The sequence below is a fragment of the Pantoea sp. NSTU24 genome, from assembly GCF_050157905.1.
Classification (GTDB): domain Bacteria; phylum Pseudomonadota; class Gammaproteobacteria; order Enterobacterales; family Enterobacteriaceae; genus Pantoea.
The window spans coordinates 395,424-418,552 of sequence record NZ_JBKIWZ010000003.1 but is presented as its reverse complement, the minus strand read 5'-3'; the positions used below and the strand labels follow the sequence as shown (position 1 = coordinate 418,552).

Annotated in this window: 20 protein-coding genes and 2 pseudogenes; 14 read left to right on the top strand and 8 right to left on the bottom strand. The window is 56.0% G+C overall.

What is annotated here, in order from left to right:
- The first annotated feature begins 395 nt into the window (after positions 1–395).
- The 3 genes and pseudogenes from tssB (at position 396) to ACLHDD_RS20475 (ending at position 3,328) form a co-directional block, all read left to right on the top strand.
- Entirely contained in the window at positions 396–896 is a 501-nt protein-coding gene (tssB, locus tag ACLHDD_RS20485; protein ID WP_427105644.1) for a type VI secretion system contractile sheath small subunit, read from the top strand.
- Positions 897–929: 33 nt separating this feature from the next.
- A pseudogene (locus ACLHDD_RS20480) lies at positions 930–1,694 on the top strand (type VI secretion system contractile sheath domain-containing protein); the annotation flags it as partial.
- Positions 1,695–1,948: 254 nt separating this feature from the next.
- Positions 1,949–3,328, top strand: a complete 1,380-nt coding sequence (locus tag ACLHDD_RS20475; RefSeq protein WP_427105643.1) for a VasL domain-containing protein — start codon at positions 1,949–1,951, stop codon at positions 3,326–3,328.
- 166 nt (positions 3,329–3,494) lie between these two features.
- On the opposite strand, the gene arsC is transcribed toward ACLHDD_RS20475, so the two are convergent.
- From arsC to ACLHDD_RS20450, 5 genes are all read right to left on the bottom strand, one after another.
- Positions 3,495–3,923 carry a glutaredoxin-dependent arsenate reductase gene (arsC, locus tag ACLHDD_RS20470; protein WP_427105642.1) on the bottom strand — a complete coding sequence of 143 codons (429 nt, stop codon included), beginning with the start codon at positions 3,921–3,923 and terminating at the stop codon, positions 3,495–3,497.
- Between the two features lie 49 nt (positions 3,924–3,972).
- Positions 3,973–5,256 (bottom strand): arsenic transporter, encoded by a 1,284-nt coding sequence (locus tag ACLHDD_RS20465; protein WP_427105641.1) that lies wholly within the window; start codon positions 5,254–5,256, stop codon positions 3,973–3,975.
- 89 nt (positions 5,257–5,345) lie between these two features.
- Positions 5,346–5,699 carry a metalloregulator ArsR/SmtB family transcription factor gene (locus ACLHDD_RS20460; RefSeq protein ID WP_427105664.1) on the bottom strand — a complete coding sequence of 118 codons (354 nt, stop codon included), beginning with the start codon at positions 5,697–5,699 and terminating at the stop codon, positions 5,346–5,348.
- 262 nt (positions 5,700–5,961) lie between these two features.
- Entirely contained in the window at positions 5,962–6,489 is a 528-nt protein-coding gene (locus ACLHDD_RS20455; RefSeq protein ID WP_427105640.1) for a rhodanese-like domain-containing protein, read from the bottom strand.
- Positions 6,486–6,797 (bottom strand): ArsR/SmtB family transcription factor, encoded by a 312-nt coding sequence (locus ACLHDD_RS20450; protein WP_427105639.1) that lies wholly within the window; start codon positions 6,795–6,797, stop codon positions 6,486–6,488. The genes ACLHDD_RS20455 and ACLHDD_RS20450 overlap by 4 nt, the downstream gene beginning before the upstream one ends.
- A gap of 414 nt (positions 6,798–7,211) precedes the next feature.
- Between ACLHDD_RS20450 and ACLHDD_RS20445 the strand changes: the two genes are divergently transcribed.
- The 5 genes from ACLHDD_RS20445 (at position 7,212) to ACLHDD_RS20425 (ending at position 12,618) form a co-directional block, all read left to right on the top strand.
- Positions 7,212–7,700 (top strand): (2Fe-2S)-binding protein, encoded by a 489-nt coding sequence (locus ACLHDD_RS20445; RefSeq protein WP_427105638.1) that lies wholly within the window; start codon positions 7,212–7,214, stop codon positions 7,698–7,700.
- Positions 7,697–8,689, top strand: coding sequence for an FAD binding domain-containing protein (locus tag ACLHDD_RS20440; protein WP_427105637.1), 993 nt, complete (start codon positions 7,697–7,699; stop codon positions 8,687–8,689). Before ACLHDD_RS20445 ends, ACLHDD_RS20440 begins: the two co-directional genes overlap by 4 nt.
- Entirely contained in the window at positions 8,686–10,980 is a 2,295-nt protein-coding gene (locus tag ACLHDD_RS20435; RefSeq protein WP_427105636.1) for a xanthine dehydrogenase family protein molybdopterin-binding subunit, read from the top strand. Before ACLHDD_RS20440 ends, ACLHDD_RS20435 begins: the two co-directional genes overlap by 4 nt.
- Positions 10,981–11,074: 94 nt before the next feature.
- Positions 11,075–11,641 (top strand): nucleotidyltransferase family protein, encoded by a 567-nt coding sequence (locus ACLHDD_RS20430; RefSeq protein WP_427105635.1) that lies wholly within the window; start codon positions 11,075–11,077, stop codon positions 11,639–11,641.
- The gene (locus ACLHDD_RS20425) at positions 11,638–12,618 is read left to right on the top strand and encodes an XdhC family protein (RefSeq protein WP_427105634.1); all 981 of its coding nucleotides are present in this window, start codon (positions 11,638–11,640) and stop codon (positions 12,616–12,618) included. Before ACLHDD_RS20430 ends, ACLHDD_RS20425 begins: the two co-directional genes overlap by 4 nt.
- Here the strand turns inward: ACLHDD_RS20425 and ACLHDD_RS20420 are convergent.
- Both ACLHDD_RS20420 and ACLHDD_RS20415 read right to left on the bottom strand, forming a co-directional pair.
- The gene (locus ACLHDD_RS20420; RefSeq protein ID WP_427105663.1) at positions 12,607–13,698 is read right to left on the bottom strand and encodes an ABC transporter substrate-binding protein; all 1,092 of its coding nucleotides are present in this window, start codon (positions 13,696–13,698) and stop codon (positions 12,607–12,609) included. The genes ACLHDD_RS20425 and ACLHDD_RS20420 overlap by 12 nt on opposite strands.
- Positions 13,699–13,735: 37 nt before the next feature.
- Positions 13,736–15,859 (bottom strand): TonB-dependent siderophore receptor, encoded by a 2,124-nt coding sequence (locus tag ACLHDD_RS20415; protein WP_427105633.1) that lies wholly within the window; start codon positions 15,857–15,859, stop codon positions 13,736–13,738.
- 403 nt (positions 15,860–16,262) lie between these two features.
- Between ACLHDD_RS20415 and ACLHDD_RS20410 the strand changes: the two are divergent.
- The 6 genes and pseudogenes from ACLHDD_RS20410 to ACLHDD_RS20385 all read left to right on the top strand — a co-directional run bounded on the left by ACLHDD_RS20410 (position 16,263) and on the right by ACLHDD_RS20385 (position 22,109).
- Positions 16,263–17,152, top strand: a pseudogene (locus ACLHDD_RS20410) (MurR/RpiR family transcriptional regulator).
- 192 nt (positions 17,153–17,344) lie between these two features.
- Positions 17,345–19,318 carry an autotransporter outer membrane beta-barrel domain-containing protein gene (locus tag ACLHDD_RS20405; RefSeq protein ID WP_427105632.1) on the top strand — a complete coding sequence of 658 codons (1,974 nt, stop codon included), beginning with the start codon at positions 17,345–17,347 and terminating at the stop codon, positions 19,316–19,318.
- A 147-nt stretch (positions 19,319–19,465) separates the two neighbouring features.
- A complete protein-coding gene (locus ACLHDD_RS20400) occupies positions 19,466–19,936 on the top strand; it encodes a GNAT family N-acetyltransferase (RefSeq protein ID WP_427105631.1) in 471 nt (156 codons plus the stop codon).
- A gap of 104 nt (positions 19,937–20,040) precedes the next feature.
- Positions 20,041–20,904, top strand: coding sequence for a 23S rRNA pseudouridine(2604) synthase RluF (gene rluF, locus ACLHDD_RS20395; RefSeq protein ID WP_427105630.1), 864 nt, complete (start codon positions 20,041–20,043; stop codon positions 20,902–20,904).
- A gap of 162 nt (positions 20,905–21,066) precedes the next feature.
- Positions 21,067–21,234 (top strand): helix-turn-helix domain-containing protein, encoded by a 168-nt coding sequence (locus ACLHDD_RS20390; protein WP_427105629.1) that lies wholly within the window; start codon positions 21,067–21,069, stop codon positions 21,232–21,234.
- A 203-nt stretch (positions 21,235–21,437) separates the two neighbouring features.
- On the top strand, positions 21,438–22,109 hold the full coding sequence (locus ACLHDD_RS20385) for a hypothetical protein (protein ID WP_427105628.1): 672 nt from the start codon (positions 21,438–21,440) through the stop codon (positions 22,107–22,109).
- 74 nt (positions 22,110–22,183) lie between these two features.
- Here ACLHDD_RS20385 and ACLHDD_RS20380 read toward each other — a convergent pair whose 3' ends face one another.
- Positions 22,184–23,035, bottom strand: a complete 852-nt coding sequence (locus ACLHDD_RS20380; protein WP_427105627.1) for a Vmh family MBL fold metallo-hydrolase — start codon at positions 23,033–23,035, stop codon at positions 22,184–22,186.
- Between the last annotated feature and the right edge of the window lie 94 nt (positions 23,036–23,129).

Here is a 23,129-nt window from a genome sequence, read left to right as displayed (position 1 = left end):
TATATCTCCAGCTAAATTGAACACTTAATGTGCACCCTTATTTCAAAAGGCCTGGAGAGGAGTTGGCTAGAAAAATCGTATAAATCACAGGTATGATCTGAAATTGTTAATTTATGTAATGGTAACCTTTCGGTACATATATTTATTTCCGGTTCGGCAGCTTGCGTTCATACACTCTGGCTATTGGGTGTAATCCGAAATTATAAATTTCAGAAAAAATACTCAAAAGTACAGTGTCAGCATGCTGGTGAATGGAATGCGCCCGCTTTTTAAGTTCCGGGGTTTTTATTTGTGTCGGATGACGCGAACCGGAAAAGTTGTTCTGACAGGGTAATTTCTTATTTATTTTTCACTGGCATTGACCGTTTCTATTACTCCATAGAACAGGGACAGCCATGTCTAACTCTTCCTTCCAGTCCGAAATCCCTAAAGCACGTATTAATTTAAAACTTGATTTACATACGGGCGGCGCGAGCAAAAAAACGGAGCTCCCCCTGAAATTGCTGGTGGCGGGTGACTTCAGTCATGGTCAGGAGTCTGCTCCCCTGTCTGAGCGCAAAAAAGTTAGCCTGAACAAAAATAATTTTGATTCTGTTCTTTCCGAATATTCTCCAAACGTCAGTCTTACCGTTAAAAACACGCTGGCTGATGACGGCAGCGAAAATAGTGTTTCACTGACTTTCCGCAGCATGAAAGATTTCACCCCGGAGCAGGTCTCCCGTCAAATCCCTCAGCTGAAAGCAATGCTTTCCATGCGCAACCTGCTTCGCGATTTAAAAGCGAACCTGCTGGACAATCAGGCTTTCCGTAAAGAGCTGGAAAAAATTCTACTCGACCCGGCGTTAAGCGCAGAACTCCGAGCCGAACTTTCAGCCCTGGCGCCTAAGCAGCCATAACGATCACGATGATTTAACAGATTAAAAAGGAAGATGCTGATGTCTGTAAAAAATGAGAATGCGGCGGGTGGCGAAAGCGTGGTGCTGGAACGTTCTGCGGCAGGCGGGGTTTATGCCTCTCTGTTTGAGAAAATCAACCTTAACCCGGTGTCCGAGCTGAGTGCGCTGGATATCTGGCAGGACGCGCAGGCGATGTCAGATGCTACCGCAGATGAACGTTTAACGGCCGGCATGCAGGTGTTTCTGGAGTGCCTGACAAAATCAGGCTCAAAAGTTGAAAAACTCGACAAAAACCTGATTGACCACCATATCGCGGAGCTGGATTACCAGATCAGCCGTCAGCTGGATGCGGTTATGCACAGCGAAGAATTTCAGGCGGTGGAGAGTCTGTGGCGCGGCGTGAAATCCCTGGTCGACAAAACCGATTTCCGCCAGAACGTGAAGGTTGAGCTGCTGGATATGTCAAAAGAAGAGCTGCGTCAGGACTTCGAAGACAGCCCGGAAATCATCCAGAGCGGACTGTATAAACAGACATATATTGATGAGTACGACACCCCGGGCGGAGAGCCGATTGCCGCGCTGATTTCCACTTACGAATTTGATGCGTCTGCCCAGGACGTTGCCCTGCTGCGTAACATATCCAAAGTCTCCGCCGCTGCCCACATGCCGTTTATCGGCTCTGCCGGCCCGAAATTCTTCCTCAAGGACTCAATGGAAGAAGTGGCAGCCATCAAGGATATCGGTAACTACTTTGACCGTGCGGAGTACATCGAGTGGAAATCCTTCCGCGAGACGGACGCGTGACGCCACTGGGGCGTTTGTTCATGCGGTCAGGCAGGGTGAACAACTGGACCTTTATTCCGGCTGGTGTTTTATCCCGCCCAGGACAGGGTTTTGATGAGAGCACTTTTTTTGGTTTGATTCTGGCACTCCTTCCATAGTGCAACCGGAATAAGCAATAGCTTGTTTGCCGGTCTGTCATTGCATGGAAAACGAAGCCGCATAAGCAATGACTTTCGAAAGCTCCCTATACGTCAAATGGACAATCGGTCATGAATGACATCACCCCGCGTAAAATTAAAACCGGCGGCGACCCGCGCACGCTGCCGGATTATGCCGCCCTGCGTGATGAACTGAGCAAGCTGACACATCCGGCTCGCCCGGATGTGAACTGGCATTATGTCGAAAAACTCTGCCTCTCACTGTTCGGGCAGAACGGTATGGAATTGCAAACAGCGGCCTGGTATACGCTTGCGCGTGCACAGCTGGCCGGTTTATTCGGGCTTAATGAAGGGCTGACGATACTTGAGGCCCTGATAAGCCATCAGTGGGGGGCACTGTGGCCTCAGCCAGTCCCTGCGCGCATGGAAATTCTCAGCAGTCTGAGTCAGCGCCTGCAGCAACGGATGCGCGCGCTCCCGCTGAATTACAGCGACCTCAGCCAGCTGTACCGGGCAGAGCAACTGCTTACAGGTCTGGGAAAGGTACTGCAGCGCCTGGAGCTTAAGCATCTGAGTCAGCTCGATACGTTGCGTACGCTGATGCACAACAGTGCTGTCCGGCTGGAAAATAGCGATGGTGCAACCAGTGGCGGATCGGGTATTCGGCCTGATATCGAATTGCCTGCCATCATGATGAATGAGGCGACAGCATCCACGAGAGACTTTGCTGGTGTACCGGATGAAAATAAACCAGAGAGTGCAGTGAAGTGGGTTTACGTTGCGCAACCGGAACCGCAATCGAATGTGGAAGTGCTGTCGACAATGCCTGTTCCGGTTAAAAAGTGGAAATCCTTCGCTGCCGGCATGTGTACCATGCTGGTGGTAAGCGTAGTCTCAGCGTGGAGCTGGCATTTTCTTCACCGTTCAGACCCTCTGCAGACTCAGCTTGCTGCTTCACTGGCACCGTTTCCAGAACTTCTTACGTCTGAACAGCTGGGGATGTTACGTCAGCAGACTCCGTTACCACAGGACCTTATCGCACTGACACAGCAGCAGCTTGCCCGACTGGATAAGTTGCCACCTGACTGGAATATTACTTACGCCAGAAAACTCATCGAACAGGTTCAGGCGCTATGGCCGGAACAGGCTAAGACCCTGGTACAGCAGTGGCAACAGCAGATTAATATCTCAGTTCTTCCTGTCGATAAAACCAATGGCTGGCATGAAGGTATGACGCAGCTTCAGGCTCTTGCCGATAAACTGAATGGACTTGACGGTCAGAGGGGAAAATATATCACCGTCAGTGAACTTAAATCGCAGGTTTTTGGCATGCTGACAAGCTTCCGGCAGACCGTGCCGGTGGAAGAACAGCTTCGGCAGCTGAAGCTGCTCACTGAAGATTCTCCGCAGCGTCAGCAGCAGATTCAGCAGGCTGAGCAGCACCTCCGGGCTCAGGTCTCTGTGCTGGCGCAGGAAAAACAGCATGAGTGATGTAAAAGGAACTGACGAAGTGTAGAAATACAACGACACCCTGGCAAACGAATTCCGTTAAGGGCCACCGAAATTACGGATAGTCAGCTGTCTGCCCGTAAATATGAAAAAACCGGTATCTGCCGTCGTCTGCTTGTCACATCCCGCCGGCAGCATTCTGAGAAAGTCAGTGGCTTATCCGGTTTCCGTGTTCATCAATAACCTGTTCACCGTCTTCTTTCGTAAAGGCCCCCTGCTGTGGGTCAGGCAGAATATCCAGAACCGCTTCAGACGGACGACAGAGCCGGGTTCCGCGCGATGTCACCACTACCGGGCGGTTAATCAGAATAGGATGAGCCAGCATCATATTCAGCAGTTCGTCATCGCTGAACCGGTCCTCAGCCAGCCCCAGCTGCTCATAGGGCTCTGTGTTTTTGCGCAGCAGAGCGCGTGCGCTAATCCCCATATCAGCTATCAGTTTTTTAATCTCATCGTGTGATGGGGGTGTCTCCAGATATAAAATAACTGTTGGCTCCACGCCACTGTTGCGAATAAGCGCCAGGGTATTACGGGACGTTCCGCAGGCCGGGTTGTGATAAATCGTGATTTTGGTCATAAACAAGACTCTTTCAGGGCGCTGCGCAGTCGTAGCCCCGTATTCAAGATTAAACAGACAGACGCAGGGCGAGTGCGGACAGCGTCACAAACAGCACCGGCAAAGTCATCACAATACCCACGCGGAAATAGTAGCCCCAGCTGATGCGGATGTTTTTCTGCGCCAGCACGTGCAGCCACAGCAGCGTTGCCAGACTGCCTATGGGTGTGATTTTCGGGCCGAGATCGCAGCCGATGATGTTGGCGTAAATCATCGCCTCCTTTACAACATCCTGAGCGGTGCTGCCATCTATAGACAGGGCCCCGACCAGCACGGCAGGCATATTGTTCATGACCGATGACAGAAAGGCCATCAGAAAACCGGTGCCAAGCGTGGCACTCCAGATACCCTGCTCTGCAAACCGGTTCAGGATGGCTGAGAGACCCTCCGTCAGTCCGGCGTTACGCAGGCCATACACCACCAGATACATCCCCACCGAAAAGATTACAATCTGCCAGGGCGCGCCTTTCAGCACGTTACGGGTGTTAATGACGTGCCCTTTGCGGGCAACAAACCACAGAATAAAAGCCGCCACCGTTGCCACCAGACTGACCGGAACGCCAAGCGGTTCCAGGGCGAAAAAACCGGCCAGCAGCATGAGCAGGACCAGCCACCCGGCTTTAAAGGTTCGCATGTCACGAATAGCTTCACGTGGCGCTTTCAGTTTCGCCATATCGTAAGTGACCGGCAGATCTTTACGGAAAAAGAGGTGAAGCATAATCAGCGTGGCCGCCACGGATGCGAGGTTGACCGGCACCATGACAGACGCATACTCGCTGAATCCCAGTCTGAAAAAGTCTGCTGTGACAATGTTGACCAGGTTGGACACGATAAGCGGCAGGCTCGATGTGTCTGCAATAAAGCCTGCCGCCATCACAAATGCCAGCGTGGTGCCGGGGCTGAAGCCCAGCGCCAGCAGCATGGCGATGACAACCGGCGTCAGAATAAGTGCCGCGCCGTCATTGGCAAACAGAGCCGCCACGGTAGCACCCAGTAAAACTATACAGGTGAACAACAGCCTGCCTTTACCTCCTCCCCAGCGTGAAACGTGCAGTGCCGCCCACTCAAAAAAGCCAGATTCATCAAGCAGCAGGCTGATGATGATAACCGCAATAAATGTGGCTGTAGCGTTCCAGACAATCTGCCAGACAATCGGAATATCACCGATATGCACCACGCCAGTCAGCAGCGCCAGCGCGGCGCCGATAACTGCACCCCAGCCAATACTGAGTCCTTTTGGCTGCCAGATTACCAGCACCAGTGTCAGGACGAATATAGCGCCCGCCAGAAACATACTTACTCCTTAAGACAAAACACCTGTAAATGGGACTGAAGGCAGCCCGGCAAACAGATATGAAAAATGATATATGTTTAAATAAATTTTTAAATGCAGACCGGCTTGCCGTTGGTGGTCGCATTATTTCTTTCAGCCTGCTGGCTGAGTTGACGGATGTCATCACGCTGACACAGGTAAGCCTGCTCAATAACCGTGGCAGCCCAGACAGGAATATGGGGCGACAGCCGGTAATAAATCCACTTACCTTCACGCCTGTCTGATAGCAGACCGGCGTCTCTGAGTAACGCCAGATGCCGGGAGATTTTGGGCTGGCTTTCTTTCAACAATGACGTGAGTTCACAGACGCAAAGCTCTCCTTTTGCGCGCAACAGCAGCACCAGACTGAGCCGTGTGTCATCAGAAAGATTTTTGAAAAGCTGAAGAGGCTGAAACTGAGGCATGATGACTCCTGAGCCGGGAACGGCAGACATTCTCACGTCCTGCCGTCTGCAAGTCAATATCATATATGTTAATACATATATGAATGTTATCAGAGAGTCATCTTGCGGCAAGGTATTTCCAGTATGCTTTCCGGGCAGATCAAAAAGAGATCGTCAATCTTCTGGCACCTGATGCTGGCTTTTCATACGAAGTGCATCTTCATTAACTGAGCACTCAAATGCCAGAAGCGTACTTAGCCTTTAATTGCATAACCCCGGGGAACTATTTATCCACCCTGTTCCATGGCATTTTTAACAGTAAATTCGCCATGCCACATATACCGCTGACGCCTGCAAAAAGTAATCCTGCGCCGGTAAAGCCGGCGATTAAAAACAGACGGCTGTCTACGCTGTATCCCAGAATAACGCCTGCCAGTATCAGTGTGCCTGCAGCGATCTGAACTTGCCTCATAACCGGTAAGGGTTGCTTCCTGTCTTCAACAACCGGCAGGCTGGCACTCTTCCATGCACTAAAGCCACCAGCCAGTATCCAGGCTGACACCGGGCCTGCTGCTGCCATGAGAGCACTGGCATTCTGAGCCGTCCGACCGCCTGACAGACAATGAAAGATAAGAGGCCGTCCTTCTGGATTGTCGATCTTTTTACCTGCCTTGATATCAGCCAGAGGAAATGAACGCGCGCCGGGAATATGTTCTCGCAGATATTCTGTGGTATCGCGGATATCAATAAACAGCGCGCCCTGATCAGTCAGTGTTTTAGCTTTTTCAGGTGAGACAGATTCAAGACTCATTTGAATGCCTCCGGGCAATAGATCTCTTTGAGCGCGGAGATGACTTTTTTCGCCGCCTCATCTTTGATGAAATAGTTCATTTTTTGCGCCACTCTTTCAGACTCAATGACACCATCCTCTTTCATTTTTGCTAAATGCTGCGAGGTTGCCGAAGGCGAAAGGCCGGTCAGCTGACTCAGTTCACCTGATGAGGTGCCGGGTTTATCAATCAGTACACAGAGGATGAGAAGCCGGCTGGTATTACTCATCGACTTAAGCAGCGTGGTTGCGCGCGAGGCGCTCTCCTGTAACAGCAACGTGTTGTTCATCTTTTATTTCAGTATGATCTAAATTTAGTAAACACTAAAATAAAATGCGTGCCCATGCAAGCAAAAAAGGTCAGAAAAGCAGCGTGTCTCTTCTGCATTTATACCAGACAACGTCCTTTCCCGACTGTTCTTTCAGGCACCCTGTTCGCAGATCACCCCGTCTCCTGATTCAGCCGCGCCGGCACATCTGCAACCCGCCCGGACGCGTCATGCAGATCCGTTTTATGCTGTTTTCCGCTTCGGATAACGCTGACTTTTACCCACCTTCACACCAGATTGCCAAAAAGCTGCTAAACCTTAATGACAGAGATACGCGCGTAAAGATTAGGGTTATCACCATTTCCCCGATTTCACTCCCGTCAGCAACACGAATAACAATTACATCTTTTAGCCCCCAACAATGGGAAGCAGACAATGTCGGAAAAAATATCGCTAACAATGCAGGTTAATGGCCAGCCGCACCCGATGCAGGTCGATCCCCGGGTCACCTTACTCGATGCGCTGCGTGAGCATCTCAACCTGACCGGCACCAAGAAAGGGTGCGACCAGGGACAGTGCGGCGCCTGTACCGTACTGGTCAACGGCCAGCGGGTGCTGAGCTGCCTGACGCTGGCTGTTCAGGCTGAGGGTGCTGAAGTGACAAGTATTGAGGGACTGGCCTCAGCTGGAGGTGAACTGCATCCGGTGCAGCGCTGTTTCATGGAAAACGATGCTTTTCAGTGCGGCTACTGCACACCCGGTCAGATCATGTCCGCCGTCGCCTGTATCAAAGAGGGACATGCCGGTTCGGACGACGAGATTCGTGAATATATGAGCGGCAACCTCTGTCGCTGTGGGGCCTATCCGCACATCGTGGATGCCATCAGACAGGCTGCGGCTGAAATGGCGAAGGAGTCCGTATGAACGAATTCAGCTGGAAAACGGCGCACTCGCCTGAAGAGGCGGCCACCCTGAAGCAGCAGTCAGGCAGTCAGCTGCTGGCTGGCGGCACTACGCAGCTTGATCTGATGAAGTGCGGCGTTTTTACACCTCCACAGCTTATTGGCATCACCGGTTTAAGCGCACTTAAAAGCCTCACGTTTGATGACCAGAGGATCACCGCTGGTGCGCTGGTAACCATGAGCCAGCTGGCCGAACACCCTGACTGTCAGCAGAACGCACCAGCCATTTATGAAAGCCTCTGGCAGGCGGCATCGCCGCAGATCCGTAATATGGCGACGCTGGGCGGCAATCTGCGCCAGCGCACGCGCTGTAATTATTACCGCGATCCGGCGACGTTTTCGGCCTGTAACAAACGTCAGCCCGGCTCCGGCTGCGCCGCGTTAGACGGCGTCAACAGCAATCATGCCATTCTGGGTGCCAGTGACAGCTGTATCGCTGTCTACCCTGGCGATCTGGCTGTTGCGCTGGTGGCGTTTGACGCAATTGTGGTGCTGCAGAATGCACAGGGGGACACGCGCCGGGTCGCGATGGATGATTTCTTCCTGCTGCCGGGCGACACACCGGATCGTGAACACGACCTGCGCGATGATGAAATTATTATCGCTATCGAAGTGCCACAAACAGAGGCGCTGCGGCACTCTCATTACCTCAAGGTTCGCGACCGCAGCTCCTATGAATTTGCGGCCGCCAGTGCGGCGGCTGGCTTCGCGCTGGAAAATGGCGTTATGCGTCAGGTGCATATTGCGCTGGGCGGCGTGGCGACCAAACCCTGGCGGGTCAGGTCGGTTGAGCAGGCGCTGGAAGGCCAGCCGTTCAGTGAAGAAACCGTGTTCCGGGCCGCAGAGCTGATCACCCAGGAGACACAGGCGCTGACGCATAACGCCTATAAAGTAAAACTGGCGCCGCGTGTGATTGCACGTGCGCTGATGGCAGCAGGAGAAACCGCATGAGTGACCTGAAGGACACATCACATCAGGAATTAACGGAGCCGGCCAGTGCCGTTCAGGGACTGGGTGCGGCGCGCGCGCGCGGCGACGGTAAGGTGAAAGTGACTGGCGAGGCGCGCTATGCGGTTGAACATCAGCCGGACAATCCGCTTTATGGCGTGGTGATCCAGTCTACTGTCGCCAGCGGCCGCATCAGCCTTATGTCAACGGAGAAAGCGCAGCAGGCTGCAGGCGTGGTGGCGGTGTATACCCATCTCAATTCGCTAAAAATCAACAAGCCTACCGCCATTGCGGACGGCGGTGCGGCGCAATCAACCTATACCCCGATTCAGGACGATAAGATTATCCATAACGGCCAGAACATCGGTCTGGTGGTCGCAGAAACCTTTGAGCAGGCCACCTGGGCCGCCTCGCTAATCGAGGTTGAGTATGAAACCGACTCCGCGCTGATTTTCGCCACCGACGAGGGCGTTGAGCCAAAGCCGGTATCAAAGCAGGATATCGACATGGGCGATGCGCAGCAGGCCATGCAGCAGGCCGAGGTGCGCCTCAGCGAACGCTATACCACACCGCGTGAATACAACATGCCGATGGAGCCACACGCCTGTGTGGCACAGTGGCAGGATGGCCGCATGACCGTCTGGGAACCCAGCCAGTGGGTCGCCGGTGCGCAGGTGGAGATCGCTGAATGGATGGGCATTGATGTTGAGAATGTGCGGATTATCTCGCCTTACGTCGGCGGCGGATTTGGCTCCAAGCCGGTGCCGTATACGCATGTCGCCCTGGCCAGTGTCGCGTCGCGCGCGCTGAATCGCCCGATCAAAGTGTCGCTGACCCGTCCACAGACCTTTACCGGTCTTGGTGGCCGTCCTGCTACCTCGCAGCAGCTGGAGCTGGGTGCTTCGCGTGACGGTAAAATTCAGGCCATCATTCAGCGCAGTTTCAGTGAAACGTCATTAATCGATGTCTTTGCTGAAAACTGTAACAAGGTTACCGCACGCATGTATGCGGTGGAGAACGTCTCCGCGCAGCATGAAGTCCGGCCTGTCAACACCGTCACGCCAGGCTGGATGCGTGCGCCGGGTGAAAATCCGAGTGCCTTTGGTCTGGAGGTGGCGATGGATGAGATGGCTTATGCGCTCGACATTGATCCGCTGGAACTGCGTCTGCGCAACTGGGCTGACAAAGATTATCAGCTCGACCTGCCGTGGAGTTCACGACGTCTTAAAGAAGCCTATCAGAAAGGGGCAGAGGCCTTTGGCTGGGACCAGCGGATTATGGCGCCGCGCTCAATGCGTGAAGGGCGTGAACTGATTGGCTGGGGCATGGCTTCCGGCACCTATCCGGTTAACAAACTGCCGGCAGAGGCAAAAATCATTCTCACGGCAGAAGGCAGATTTACTGTGCAGTGTGCCGGTGCAGATATTGGCACCGGCACCTACACCATTCTGGCGCAGACGGCGGCCGACATTCTGAATGTGGCGTCGACCGCTATCCATGTGGAACTGGGCGATAGCGAGCTGCCGCGTGCAGGTGTGGCCGGCGGATCGCAGCTGGCCGGTAACGTGACCGCCGCCGTGGATGACACCGCCAGACGTATGCGCGACCAGCTGCTGAAGCTGGCCAGCGAACTGCCACAGTCACCCCTTAACGGCACGCCGGTTTCAGCGCTGACCTTAAAGGGCGACGGTGTGCAGGGACAGGGCAGTGACGCCCGCCTCACGTTCGCGCAACTGGCCGCCATGGCACCCGCGGAGAGTCTGACCGTCAAAGGCGGCACGTTCCCGGAGGAGATGTCGCAGGAAGAACGCGACAAGATAGTGCGTAATCTGAATGACATGAGCCGCCCGGAAAAATTTTCTGCCCACAGCTGGAGTGCGCACTTTGTGGAAGTGCGGGTCGATGAAGATTTCGGCACTATCCGGGTAAAACGTATGGTAGCGGCGCTGGACAGCGGCCGTCTCTATAATCCGAAACTGGCGCGCAGCCAGTGGATTGGCGGCATGATAATGGGTGTCGGTCAGGCGCTGATGGAAGAGGGCATTGTCGATCCGCGTAATGGCAGGGTCATCAACAACAATCTGGCGGATTACCTGGTGCCGGTGAACGGCGATATACCCGAAATCATCACGATTAACGTGGGTGAGCCGGACTTCGAGGCGACCACGCTGGGCGGCAAACCGGTGGGCGAGCTGGGTATTGTGGGTGTGGCGGCCGCAATCAGTAATGCGGTGTTTCATGCGACAGGTAAGCGGGTCCGCGATCTGCCGATTACTCTCGACAAGCTTATCTGATCAGGTTGCTGTCCCATAATTGTGGGTCAGTCTCAGAGAATGCGGGTGCGGACAGGAGTCTGCGCCCGTTTTTTAAGCCAGCCGGAGCGAAACAGTGAAGATAGCGTTAATTGTGCTGGCCGCCGGCCTGAGCCGCCGCTTTCAGCAGCAGGCGGGCGGCCATAAGCTGCTGGCCGACCTGAACGGCAAACCGGTGCTGCAGCGTACGCTGGAGCAGGCTGCCGCAAGCGGACTGGATACCTTTGTGGTCACCCGGCCCGATGCCCCCGCGCTACAGGCGCTTTGTACCGGGGCCACGCTGGTCGTATGCGACAGCAGCGGGCTGGGTGAATCCATTGCAGCGGGCGTGCGTGCCAGCCGCCACTATGATGGCTGGCTGATTGCACTGGGGGATATGCCGTTTGTGACACCGGAAAGTTACCGCGCCGTCGGCCATGCGCTGGCGGAGGCGTCGATAGTCAGGCCATGGATTGACGGCAGGCCCGGCCATCCGGTGGGTTTTCAGCGCCACTGCTATCCGACGCTGAGCGCCTTACAGGGCGATGCCGGACCGCAGGCGCTAGTCAGTGCCGCCGCCGTGCGATTACCTCTTCAGGATCGTGGCTGTCTGTATGACATCGATCTGCCTGCCGATCTGCACTTAATCAAGGAATTTTCATGATAACGCTGGATCAACGTGTCATTAATGCGGCACTCAGCAGTTGTCAGGCAGGTCAGATAGTCTGGCTCTGCACGGTGCTGCGCACCTATGGCTCTTCGCCGCGGGCGCCCGGTACTCTGATGACGGTCAACGAGAACGGGGAGTATTGCGGTTCGCTGTCAGGCGGCTGCATAGAAGAGGATTTTCTGGCACAGCTGGCGGCGGGCGCCTATCGCGCCAGCAGTCAGCGGGTGCGCTATGGCGAGGGTGGGATCCGGCCTGATGTCCGTCTGCCGTGCGGCGGCAGTCTGGAGATTGTGATTGAGTGTCTGCCACCCGATGACGCCACGCTGGCGCTGCTGACGGCGATGCAGGCTGCGCTCCGGGGCGGCCAGCCTGTTGTCCGGATCATCCAGCCTGGCGAGCGTGCGCAGTGGGAAGTGATTGCAACTGACAGGCGACTGCCTGCGCTGGATGCCAGCGAGCAGCTGCTGCTGCCGGTCGGGGCGATCCCGGAATTGTTCATTGCAGGCTACTCCACCGTCGCGCATGAATGTATCCGGCTCGGGCAGATGCTGGGCTTTCATGTGCGGGTCTGTGAACACCGGCCGGAGAAGCTGGCGGAGCTGGAGACGCATTTCAGCGGGGCAGATAACGTAACGCTGGTTTCACAGCATCCGGCGCGCTGGCTGGAGCTGAACGGAGCGCATGCCGCTGTTGCGATTGTGGCGCTGACGCACGATCCACGCATCGACGATCTGACGATGATGGAAGCAATCGCCACACCCGCCTTTTACATCGGCATTATGGGTTCGGCGAAAAACAGCGAGAAACGGCGGGCGCGGCTGCAACAGATCGCCGGTATGGACACGACCGAGCTGGACCGCATCCATGCGCCCATCGGCCTGCCCATTGGCAGCAAAACCCCGGCAGAAATCGCACTCTCGGTCATGGCTGATATTGTCCGGGTGAAAAATGCGGGCTCGTCAGCCGCCTGATGTGACTGAGGACGGTGGCAGCCGGTAGAGATAGCTGCCTGACAACGGAATCGGCAAAAATTCACGGAACATCTGCCGCAGGGTCTGCTCAGGATCAACGTCATGGAAAAGCTGCGGGTAGAGCGTGGTAGCAAAAAATTCTGTTGCCACGACGTGCCACGGGCTAAGATAAAAGTTATGCCAGAGGGCAGCGGCATGACCGTTGCTGAGCGCCCCTAGCTGCTTCAGCGCGTTCTGCTGTCCCGTCAGCGTCAGCAGGCTCTGCCGGGTCTGCGCCGGGGTAACGGCGGGGCCGAGCTTCAGCGCTCCGGTTTCGTCGGCGCTGCCGGTGCCGGTTGCGAAGTAGAAGTCGGGCTGTGCGGCAATCACGCTTTCCTCACTCAGCCGGCCAAATACCCCTTTAACCTGCTGGCTGGCGATATTCTCCCCGCCGGCAAAACGCAGCAGCTCGCCCAGGTTCCCGTTCACTGAGGTCACACAGCATTCGCTGCGCCGTCCCAGATGCAACTGCAACAGCACGGTGGGTTTCGGGCCGTGATAGTGCGCCAGCCTGTCACCGATGCGCTGCATGTGCGTGCGATAAAACCGATTAAAGTCAGCGGCTCGCCGGGGCTGGTTGAGCACCTCCCCCAGCAGCGTCATGCTCCGCTCGGTATTTTTCAGCAACGCCACCCGCAAATCGATTTTCACCACAGGAATGCTGGCCGCCGTGAGCATCTTCTCCAGCAGGAGGCTGTTTTCACTGCCGCGCGCCAGCTGCGGCAGGATCACCAGATCGGGTTTCAGTGCGATTACCTTCTCCGGGTTCATGTCATTGACCCCATCCAGACCCAGCGCCGGAATCTGGCTGATTTCCGGAAACTGGCGGGCAAAAATAGCCCAGGTCTGGGGATCATATTTTTTCAGATCCAGCGGCCAGCCCGCAATATGCTGCAGCGGATTGCCCGGCGTCAGCAGCGCGACGCTATAGAGCATCCGACTCTCACCCAGCACAATGCGCTGTGGATGGTCGGGGATCGTCACCTGACGACCGGTGATGTCGGTCAGCGTGCGGGCGTTCACGTCTGAGGCAATTGCCATCAGGCTGAGCAGCAGCAGCAGCGCACCACGCAGTGATTTAAAATTCAACACGGGCCTGTACCATCAGGTTACGGGTTTCACCTTCACGGACGCGCAGATTGCCGCCGCTTGAACTGTAGTAGTGCTGATTAAACACGTTATTGATGTTCAGACGTAGCTGGGTTTTTTCACCGAACAGACGATTATTCCACGCCACAAAGCTGTCCGCGACAACGTAGTCAGGCAGGGTGAAACTGTTATCCGGGTCGCCTGCCCGCGTGCCGACATAGCGCGCCCCGCCGCCCAGCCGCACCGAGCCGGGCACGCCGTTGATCTGCACCTCATGGCTCAGATAAAGCGCACCGGCATGACGTGGCGCATTCTGCAGGCGATTGCCGTTATTGTCCGGGTTCACCCGATCGCTGACGATCTCTGCCTGATCGTAGCTGTAGTTCGCGCTCAGGTCCCAGCCGGGGGCGATCTCGCCATTCAGCTCCACTTCCGCCCCGGTGGAACGGGCCTTGTCGATAGGTCGCGTGCTGCCATTAATATTCAGCGACATCGCTTTCTCATCTATCCGATAAAGCGCCAGGGTGGCGAACAGTTTCGGCGAGAGCTGCCATTTGCTGCCCACTTCCCAGCTGGTGCCCTGTTCCGGCTTGCCGACATTGCCCTCATCATCCACATCGGTTGACGGCGTAAACGACTTGCTGACACTGGTGTAAAACGACAGGTCAGGGGTAAATTTGTAAATCACCCCGGCCTGCGGCAGAAACTTATTGCCCTCATCGTTCAGGGTTTCCACCTGCGGATTAAAGCCGCGTGAGGCGCGCTGCTCATAGTGCTGGTAACGACCGCCCAGCACCAGAATCCAGTCGGATGAGAGCGAAATGCTGTCTTTAGCATAGAGCGACCGGCTGTGAATACGGTTCAGGTTATTGGCGGCGGCGCTGTTTTCCGTACTGGCGTCCGTTATGGGTGAGAGCAGGTCATACTGAGGAGAGAAGAAATTAAACTGGCGATTCACCCGGCCCTGATACTGATGGGCACGGTAAGTCTGGTTCATCTCATAATCGGTGCCCACCACCAGCGCGTGTGACATCCCCAGCAGTTCGGGGTTGCCCAGCAGATCCCAGCTGACATATTTCGTTTTATGGTTAAACCCGCGATTGGCGTCGGCGCGCCGCGTGACCACGCCGCTGCTGGCATTCACTGCCGTTACCCGCACCTCGTTATTGTTATAACGACGCTGATTCCAGCCCAGCGTCAGGCGGGTACGCCACGTGTCATTAAACTGCCACTCATAATTCGCATTCAGCGTCTTGTTGTGGCCCCAGGCATGATTGGCTTTATCATCCAGGCGCGATGTGTAATCAAGATCGACCGGCTTACCGCCGATAAAGGCCGTGCCGCGATCGTAAGGAATATCGTAGCGGTAGTCCGCGTAGCTGATCAGTAAGCTCGCCTGCTCGCCATACCACTGCAGCGAAGGAGCGACCAGGGTGTGATCGTCGCTGCCGAAGTTGCGCCAGTAATCCTGATTCTGTTTTTCAGCAATCAGCCGGAAAGCGAAACCGTTGCCCAGCGGCCCGGTGACGTCCAGAGTGCCTGCGCCGCCGCCCTCGCTGGCGTAACGTCCGGCGACGCTGGAGTGCCAGCTGTACTGCGGTTTTTTGCTGACCACGTTAATCACGCCGCCCGGATTCTGAATGCCATACAGCAGTGAGGCGGAGCCCTTGAGCACTTCAACCCGTTCAGTTGTCGCATCGAAATTCAGCCCCTGGCTGCTGCGGATGCCATCACGGTAAATCGATCCATCGGCGTTGCTGCCAAATCCGCGCCGCACAAAGCCATCTTCTGTTCCGGCCAGCGTATTTGCCTCAGCAATGCCGCTGACAAAGCGCATCGCATCCGCCAGCGTGCTGGCCTGATAATCCTCCAGCTGCTGTGGCGTCACAACGCTGACTGACTGCGCCTCATCAAGCCGCGCCGCAGGCATTTTACTGGCAACGCTGCTCTCGCTGGCGCTGTAACTGCCTTCATCACCGGCATCAGCGGTCACTGTCATATCAGATGAACTGTCGGTGGCGGCCTGGACCTGCGGCAGAGCAAGACTGCTGACGATCGCCAGAGCGAGAGCGGAGTAGCGAGCCGGACTACGGATATCTGAACTGTTTTTCATTTTTCTTTTCGTTGCTGAAGCGGTTATTGCCCTGCATCACGGGTCATCTGCGATGCAGGGCGATCCTGGAGGTTGCTGCAACGGGCAGCCGTGTAATCAGAGGAGAGTGCATCCGGGGACATGCCATCAGGACGACAATACTTCTCATCTGTAATTGAGAATCATTCAATCATCAGCTAATGTAGTAGTAAACAAAATTTGCGTTGAATTCACTACATTTCAGGATGATGAGATAGCGCATAAATTTTTTGCGTAACTTTACTTAACTTATTGAATTTGTGAGTTTTAAAAGGCTAAGGGCGTCGGGCGCTGCGTTAAAGCCCTGTAATACGCAGGTGAAAGAGAAAACAGGCTGGCGCGTTTACTACATTTTTCAGCCTTAAAACCGGCAGCGGGTGCAAGCATGAAACAGAACAGAGCAGTAAAAAACAGGGCAGATGTGCTGGCGGAGCGTCTGCGGGCGCGCGAAAAACAGCTCTCGCCGCGCCTGCTGGCAGTGGCGCGCTATATCGATCAGCATCGGGAAATGGTGCTGGAGAGCACCGCAATGGAAATTGCACAGGTGAACCACACCTCTGATGCCACGGTGATCCGCGCCATTCAGGCGCTGGGCTTCAGCGGCCTGCGGGATCTTAAACAGACATTGAAAGCCTGGTTTGGCCCGTCGCTGACTTCCGAAGATAAGATGATCACTACCGTCAGCGAGGTGACCAGCGACGTGAACAGTGCCATCGACTTTGTGCTTCAGGGTCACCGGCACGCCTGTGAGATTCTGTCGCAGCCGCAGAACCGGGGAGCGGTCGCCGATGCGGTGGCTCTGCTGGGCGAAGCGCGCCAGGTCGCAATCTTCGGCATCAACGCGTCGGGCATTCTGGCCGACTACAGCGTGCGGTTGCTGAACCGGATTGGTCTGCCCGCTTTTTCATTGAATCGTGCCGGCATCGCACTGGCAGAGCAGATGCTGACATTACAGCGCGGCGACGTACTGGTCATGATGGCGCAGCAGTCGGCGCACCGGGAAGGGACGACCGTAGTGCGCGAGGCGAAGCGGCTGGATATCCCGATTATTCTGCTGACCAACGCCACCGACTCCTTTTTTGCCCGCGAGGCAGACGTGATGATCACCGTGCCGCGTGGCGGCGAAAGGGGCGCATTCCGCTGCACGGCACGATCATGGTCTGTCTGGAGATGCTCATCCTGTCGGTGGCCTCGACGCTGCCTCAGCGCACGGTTAAAACGATGAAAAGACTGCAGGATCTCTATCGCGGACTCAAACCCACCAGCAAGAAGTAATCTTTAACTTCCGTGTGCAACACCGGCCTGAGCCGCACGCGACGGGCCGGTTTAACACAAATTTTTTCGCTTTGAGAGCGCGATCGCGCCTTTCAGACCGTCAAATTTTCAGGACGACTACGCTTACAGCGTGCTGATCCCCGAGAGCAGTGCAGACCTTTTCCTTTCCTTTTAATTTGTGCGGAGCTGCTGATGAAACCCCTTCACGCGCAATACCTTTTCTGCTGTGCCACGCTGGGCCTGCTTTCACCGCTGTCTGCGGTGGCCTGGGATAACCTTACCGTCTTTGGCGATAGCCTGAGTGATAGCGGAAACGTCGGGCGTTATACCTATGACAGTGCAGTCCATCCGCTGTATGACGAGATTGTGGCGCAGTCACTGGGTGACACCCTGCGCCCCTCATCCCAGGGCGGGCGCAACTATGCGGAAGGCGGTGCCGTTGCGGTGCCCGCGATTGATCCCCTGTTTAATACTCAGGATCAGCTCGCCAGCTATCTCACAGCGCGTGGCGGGCGGGCCGATCCGGACGGGCTCTACATTCACTGGATTGGTGGCAACGATTTAGCTGCGGCAGCGTTATCCCCCCTGACTGCCCGGCAGATCGTGGACAACAGCGCCAGCACCGCGGCCCTGCAGGTCAGCCAGTTACTGAATGCCGGTGCCGGAACGGTCATTGTGCCGACGGTGCCGAATGTCGGCGCGACGCCCGCGCTGCTGCAGGCGATTCTGCAGGTGCTGGGGCCAGCCGCACAGCCTGCCACGGCGGCGCTGTTTCAGTCGCTGAGTACAGCCACTACGGCGGATCGTGCCGCCAGGCAACAGGCGATAGAAACGGCCCTGGGCGAAGCGGCGGGACAGATTTCCTCGATCCCGCTGATTCGCGATGCGATTGCTCAGCAGCTGATCGCCGCCTGGCAGCTGCTCAGTCAGCAGGCCGCGCTCCTCACCGATCGCTATAACCAGATGGAAGAGCAGGGGCTGGTGGCCACAGGCGGCAACATTGCCCGCGTGGATATTAACGGGCTGTTTAATGAGGTGATCGACAATCCCAGCCTGTATGGCCTCAGCAACACCGCCGGCATGGCCTGCCCGCCGGGTGTCTCCGCAAAAGACTGCACCCGTGCAACGCCGGGCTTTTCTCAGGCCCAGCAGTATCTGTTTGCTGACCGCCTGCACCCCAGCCCGGCGGTTCATGCGCTGATCGCGGATTATGTCCTGTCGGTGCTGAATGCGCCGCTGCAGGTAGCGGCGCTGAGTCAGGCTTCCGCTATGCTGGCAGGCGATGCGCACAACACGCTGGATGGGCATCTTCAGCAGCAGCGTCAGCAACCCGCCGACACGGGGGCATTCACGATGTTTGGCGGTTATGCCGGACAGCGGCATGATTTTCACGGCGACAGCCTGCAGGATGGCGATGCTACCAGCGCCACCGGCACCGTGGGCGTGGGCTATCAGCTCAGCGATAGCTGGCAGGCAGGTGCGATGCTGTCGACCACCTCTCAGCGCCAGCAACCCTCGTCACGCTTCGATTACCGCCTGCGCGGCAATATGGTGGCGCTCTGGAGTCAGTTCAGCTATCCCGATGGTGGATGGCTTAACGCGGACGTGCACTATGCCGATCTTGATTTTGATCACATCGCGCGTCAGGTCCGGCTGGGACCGGCAATCCGCACCGAAAAGGGCAGCAGTAACGGCAGCCTGATGGGCATGCGGCTTCAGACCGGCTGGGATTTGCCACTGGGTCGCTATGTCTCCACTGGCCCGATGGCCAGCTATGCGCTCGATTACACTCAGGTCGATGGTTATAAGGAGGCGGGAAACAGCAGCACCGCGATGCGCTTTGGCGATCAGACCCTGCATTCACAGGTCGGCTCGCTGGGCTGGCGCATCGATACCAAAGCCTTACCGATTAATCCCTGGGCGCAGATAAGTTATAACCATCAGTTCGGCGACAGCGATTCAGCCGTGACTGCCGGGCTGAAGTCGACCCGCACCGCCTTTACCCGCAGCAGTGCAGCCCGGGATGATAACTGGATTGATATGGCCGTCGGCGCGAGCGTGCCGCTCGGAACAGCGGTCAGTGCCTTCGCGGGCGTTTCGGCGATAGCGGGCAACAGCGATACGCATCAGGTGAGCTGGAATGTCGGGCTGAACGCCCGTTTCTGATCGGACTGAGCGTCGCCCGGCGCGGTCGGGAGAAACCGGGACGGCGCATTCTGAACCTGCATGGCGGGCCGCTGCCCGGTGCCCGGTGCAGAAGCCCGCGAAATAGTGTGATAACGTAGCAGTCACGTTTCCGGGCCGGAGAGCAGCATGATTGTCAGACAGGCGTCACCTGAAGAGGCATACCGTTTATGGACTATCCGAAATCTTGCCATTCGTCATGGCTGTGAGCAGGTCTATCCCGCCGATGTCATCGCTGCATGGACGCCGGACAGGATGCCGGCCAGCTTTCCCGCCATGATCCGCGAAAACCTGTTTTTCGTGATCGACGGCCCTGACGGGGAACCGGTTTCCACCGGCGCGCTCGATCTCGCTGCCGGCAGCGTAGAAGCGATTTTCACCCGGCCGGACTGTACCGGGCAGGGTATGGCGGGGCAGATCCTCGACACCATCAAAGCGGAGGCGCGGCAGCGTAGTTATCAGCAGTTGACGCTGGCGTCGACGCCGAACGCGGTCAGTTTTTATCAGCGGCACGGCTTCCGGGCGCTGGGCGAGAGTCTCTACCCTTCAAAGCTGGCGGGCTGTGATTTACGCTGTATGGAGATGGCGATTACGCTCTAAAGGTCTGCGGCTGTCAGGCGGATAACGTCGGGCAAAAGTTTCCCCTGTAAAGACTTCGCAAGCCCCCGCCGGTAAGGTATAGTCCGCGTTTTTTGGGAGGAATCATGCTGACTGGCTCATCAACGCGTCTTAATAAATATATCAGCGAGAGCGGTATCTGCTCCCGTCGCGACGCCGATCGTTTCATCGAGCAGGGCAACGTTTTCATTAATGGCAAACGCGCGACTGTCGGCGCGCAGGTGTTTGCAGGCGATGTGGTGAAAGTTAACGGTCAGCTAATTGAACCGCGTGACGAAGACGATCTGGTGCTGATTGCCCTCAATAAACCCGTAGGCATCATCACGACGATGGAAGAGGGCGAACGCGATAACATCAGCGATTTCGTCAACCACAGCAAACGCGTCTTCCCGATTGGCCGACTGGATAAAGATTCGCAGGGCCTGATTTTCCTCACCAACCACGGCGACCTGGTCAATAAGATCCTGCGGGCCGGGAACAACCACGAAAAAGAGTACGTGGTCACGGTCGACAAACCGATTACCGATGAGTTTATCGCCGGGATGGGCGCAGGCGTACCGATGCTGGGAACGGTCACAAAAAAGTGCAAAGTTAAAAAGGAAGCGCCGTTTGTCTTCCGCATCACCCTGGTGCAGGGGCTGAACCGGCAGATTCGTCGTATGTGTAAGCATTTTGGCTATGAAGTGACGAAGCTGGAACGCACGCGCATCATGAACGTCAATCTCAAGGGATTACCGCTGGGTGAATGGCGTGATCTGACCGACGACGAACTGATTGATCTGTTTAAACTGCTGGAAAACTCCTCGTCAGAAGATAAACCCGCGAAGAAAGCGAAAGCCCCGGCCAGAAAGCCGCAGAAAAGTGCTGCCAAACCGGCTGAGAAAGCAGACGCCAGCGGCGCTTCCCGTAAGCGTTTTGCTCAGCCTGGACGAAAGAAAAAAGGACGTTAATCCTTATCAGACGCAGAGGCGAAACAGGTTCTCTGCGTCACTGTCACCGCCCATGGATAAACGCGATATTTTTAGTGAACTAAAACGGGGATCCCGGCGTTCAAAGGTCACAATGAGGGCGAAACTACGCGCAGAAATTATAAGGTCTCCAGACGTGCGCCTGTGACGATAGCGCCGGAGGAGCTTCGCGATGTACGCAATAAGCTGAACCTCTCACCGGCTATTTTTGCCCACTACCTGCACACCGACGAAGCCAGCTGTCAGAATTGGGAACAGGAGCAGGCCAGACCCAGTGCCCAGGCAGTATTGCTTATCCGCATGGTGCACTGAAACGCTTTAAACTCTCGCCCAACTCTGACCAGGCTGGCATAACATTCCATTGCTAATGTGCCAGCCTGACCCCATCATTCCCCATAACGCCACGCCGCTGACCTCTTCTGGCAGATGAAGCCCGGACACATTCAGAACATGGACACTTTTCACCCCGAACAGGGCGTGGCAGGATAGGCGCAATCTATCGAGGAGTGTGCCTGATGTTACTGAAAGGTATGAACGATCCGCTGCTGAAAGCGTATCAGCATCCCAAATCACGGTTGATGATCAGCCGTTTCAGGGGGCTGGCGGGGGATCGACGACTCAGTGACTGGCAGGCATTTACCATTCTGGTCACCGGTTTCACTAACTACTGGTTTGTCCAGGCCGGACACTATCGCATCAACGTCACGCTGACCAAAACCCGGCAGTTCGACTTTCTGCAGGACTTTTTGCATTTCACGGTTACGCTGGATGGGTTACTCGGCGATGAGCACTTCCGCAGTCCGGACTTTGTCCTGCCGCATTACGACGTGCCCTATGAATTCTGCCGCTGGCGCAACAAGCGTGGCTATGACGCGCTGACCACTTACGTCAGTAAACAGGGGGTGAAATCCCATAAAGGAATATTCGTCGCGGCGGAGGGGACCTCACCAGAGGAGAAGGTGATGAAATGGGAGGGCGTGGTCAACGTTTATGACAAAGCCTTTTTCAGTGTGACCAACTTCAATACCACGCAGGCATTTCTGATCAAAGACATCACTAAGGCGATTCAGGAGGGATTACTGAAGAACCTGAGTTTCTACCGCGATCTGTATGACTATATTTTCCCGACGCCCGTCGAGGCCCGTTTACAGGCGCGTGACGACAGGCGCTCCCTGGCAAAACGGTAGCGCCTGCCGAAGGTCAAATCTGGTTCGGCATCAGCAGTACAGCGGGGGAGAACGTACACCGCTCAGCCTGAGTTTTACCATTTCATCTCGCCGGTATTCACTTTCGCGCTGAGTTCCAGCGACCCTGGTTCGGCCAGATTTGGCCAGGCTCTGGTCATGGCAGCTATCACCTCATCAGACTTTTTGTGCTGCGATAGCGCCTTCTCAAAACTTTGCAGGTAGCTGAGCGTGAAATTGACCGCCTGTAAACCGGCAGGTCGCGCACCCAGATAGTGACCCGGAATCACATGCCTGGCCTTAAGGCCCTGCATCTCGGTCAGGATCTGCCGCCACGCTGTGCGACTCTCCACACTCTGCGTGTCCGCCGTCCAGACGTGAATACCTGAGGAGAGCGCCGTGCCGCCCAGAATGGTGCTCACCGACGGGATCCAGATATAGGCGGCATACTGTTCAGGATGACGCAGTTCCAGCACCTCACCATCGATGCTAAAGCGGGTCTGATGTGTCACGTCGGGCAGGAAAAGTTTGTCCGGCGCGCCCTCTTTCATCTGCGGGCCCCAGTATTTCAGCTTGGCGTCGTGGGTCTGCTGAATGTGTTTCACGACGGCGGGTGCGGCCACCACCTTCACGTCCGGCCAGGCTTTCATGATCGGCTGCAGGCCAAAGTAAAAGTCAGGATCGCCAGAAGTGATCACAATTTCCTTGAGCTTTTTATTGCTCTTCTTAATCATCTCCACCAGCTTCTCACCATCCTGAGTGCTGAACTGGGCATCAAACAGAATCGCTTCGGTTGGCCCGGAAACCAGCGTGGAGGAGACGGGGAAAATCGCGTTCGTCTGGGGATTGTAGGTTTCCAGTTGCAGCGTGGCTGCACTGGCGGCAGAGGAAGCCAGCATCAGCATGGCAGGGTAAATCAGCGTTTTCATCATCTCTCCTCAGAGCGTGTGGCTCGGTTCAGTCAGTGGCCGAACGTGTTTGCATGTCAGTGGCACTATTTTACGCTTCTGCCGATCTGTTAGA

Excerpts from the sequence above, each read along its gene's own strand:
- tssB (WP_427105644.1), top strand. The coding sequence starts at position 396 with ATGTCTAACTCTTCCTTCCAGTCCGAAATCCCTAAAGCACGTATTAAT.
- ACLHDD_RS20475 (WP_427105643.1), top strand. The coding sequence starts at position 1,949 with ATGAATGACATCACCCCGCGTAAAATTAAAACCGGCGGCGACCCGCGC.
- arsC (WP_427105642.1), bottom strand. The coding sequence starts at position 3,923 with ATGACCAAAATCACGATTTATCACAACCCGGCCTGCGGAACGTCCCGT.
- ACLHDD_RS20465 (WP_427105641.1), bottom strand. The coding sequence starts at position 5,256 with ATGTTTCTGGCGGGCGCTATATTCGTCCTGACACTGGTGCTGGTAATC.
- ACLHDD_RS20460 (WP_427105664.1), bottom strand. The coding sequence starts at position 5,699 with ATGCCTCAGTTTCAGCCTCTTCAGCTTTTCAAAAATCTTTCTGATGAC.
- ACLHDD_RS20455 (WP_427105640.1), bottom strand. The coding sequence starts at position 6,489 with ATGAGTCTTGAATCTGTCTCACCTGAAAAAGCTAAAACACTGACTGAT.
- ACLHDD_RS20450 (WP_427105639.1), bottom strand. The coding sequence starts at position 6,797 with ATGAACAACACGTTGCTGTTACAGGAGAGCGCCTCGCGCGCAACCACG.
- ACLHDD_RS20445 (WP_427105638.1), top strand. The coding sequence starts at position 7,212 with ATGTCGGAAAAAATATCGCTAACAATGCAGGTTAATGGCCAGCCGCAC.
- ACLHDD_RS20440 (WP_427105637.1), top strand. The coding sequence starts at position 7,697 with ATGAACGAATTCAGCTGGAAAACGGCGCACTCGCCTGAAGAGGCGGCC.
- ACLHDD_RS20435 (WP_427105636.1), top strand. The coding sequence starts at position 8,686 with ATGAGTGACCTGAAGGACACATCACATCAGGAATTAACGGAGCCGGCC.
- ACLHDD_RS20425 (WP_427105634.1), top strand. The coding sequence starts at position 11,638 with ATGATAACGCTGGATCAACGTGTCATTAATGCGGCACTCAGCAGTTGT.
- ACLHDD_RS20420 (WP_427105663.1), bottom strand. The coding sequence starts at position 13,698 with ATGGCAATTGCCTCAGACGTGAACGCCCGCACGCTGACCGACATCACC.
- ACLHDD_RS20415 (WP_427105633.1), bottom strand. The coding sequence starts at position 15,859 with ATGAAAAACAGTTCAGATATCCGTAGTCCGGCTCGCTACTCCGCTCTC.
- ACLHDD_RS20405 (WP_427105632.1), top strand. The coding sequence starts at position 17,345 with ATGAAACCCCTTCACGCGCAATACCTTTTCTGCTGTGCCACGCTGGGC.
- ACLHDD_RS20400 (WP_427105631.1), top strand. The coding sequence starts at position 19,466 with ATGATTGTCAGACAGGCGTCACCTGAAGAGGCATACCGTTTATGGACT.
- rluF (WP_427105630.1), top strand. The coding sequence starts at position 20,041 with ATGCTGACTGGCTCATCAACGCGTCTTAATAAATATATCAGCGAGAGC.
- ACLHDD_RS20385 (WP_427105628.1), top strand. The coding sequence starts at position 21,438 with ATGTTACTGAAAGGTATGAACGATCCGCTGCTGAAAGCGTATCAGCAT.
- ACLHDD_RS20380 (WP_427105627.1), bottom strand. The coding sequence starts at position 23,035 with ATGAAAACGCTGATTTACCCTGCCATGCTGATGCTGGCTTCCTCTGCC.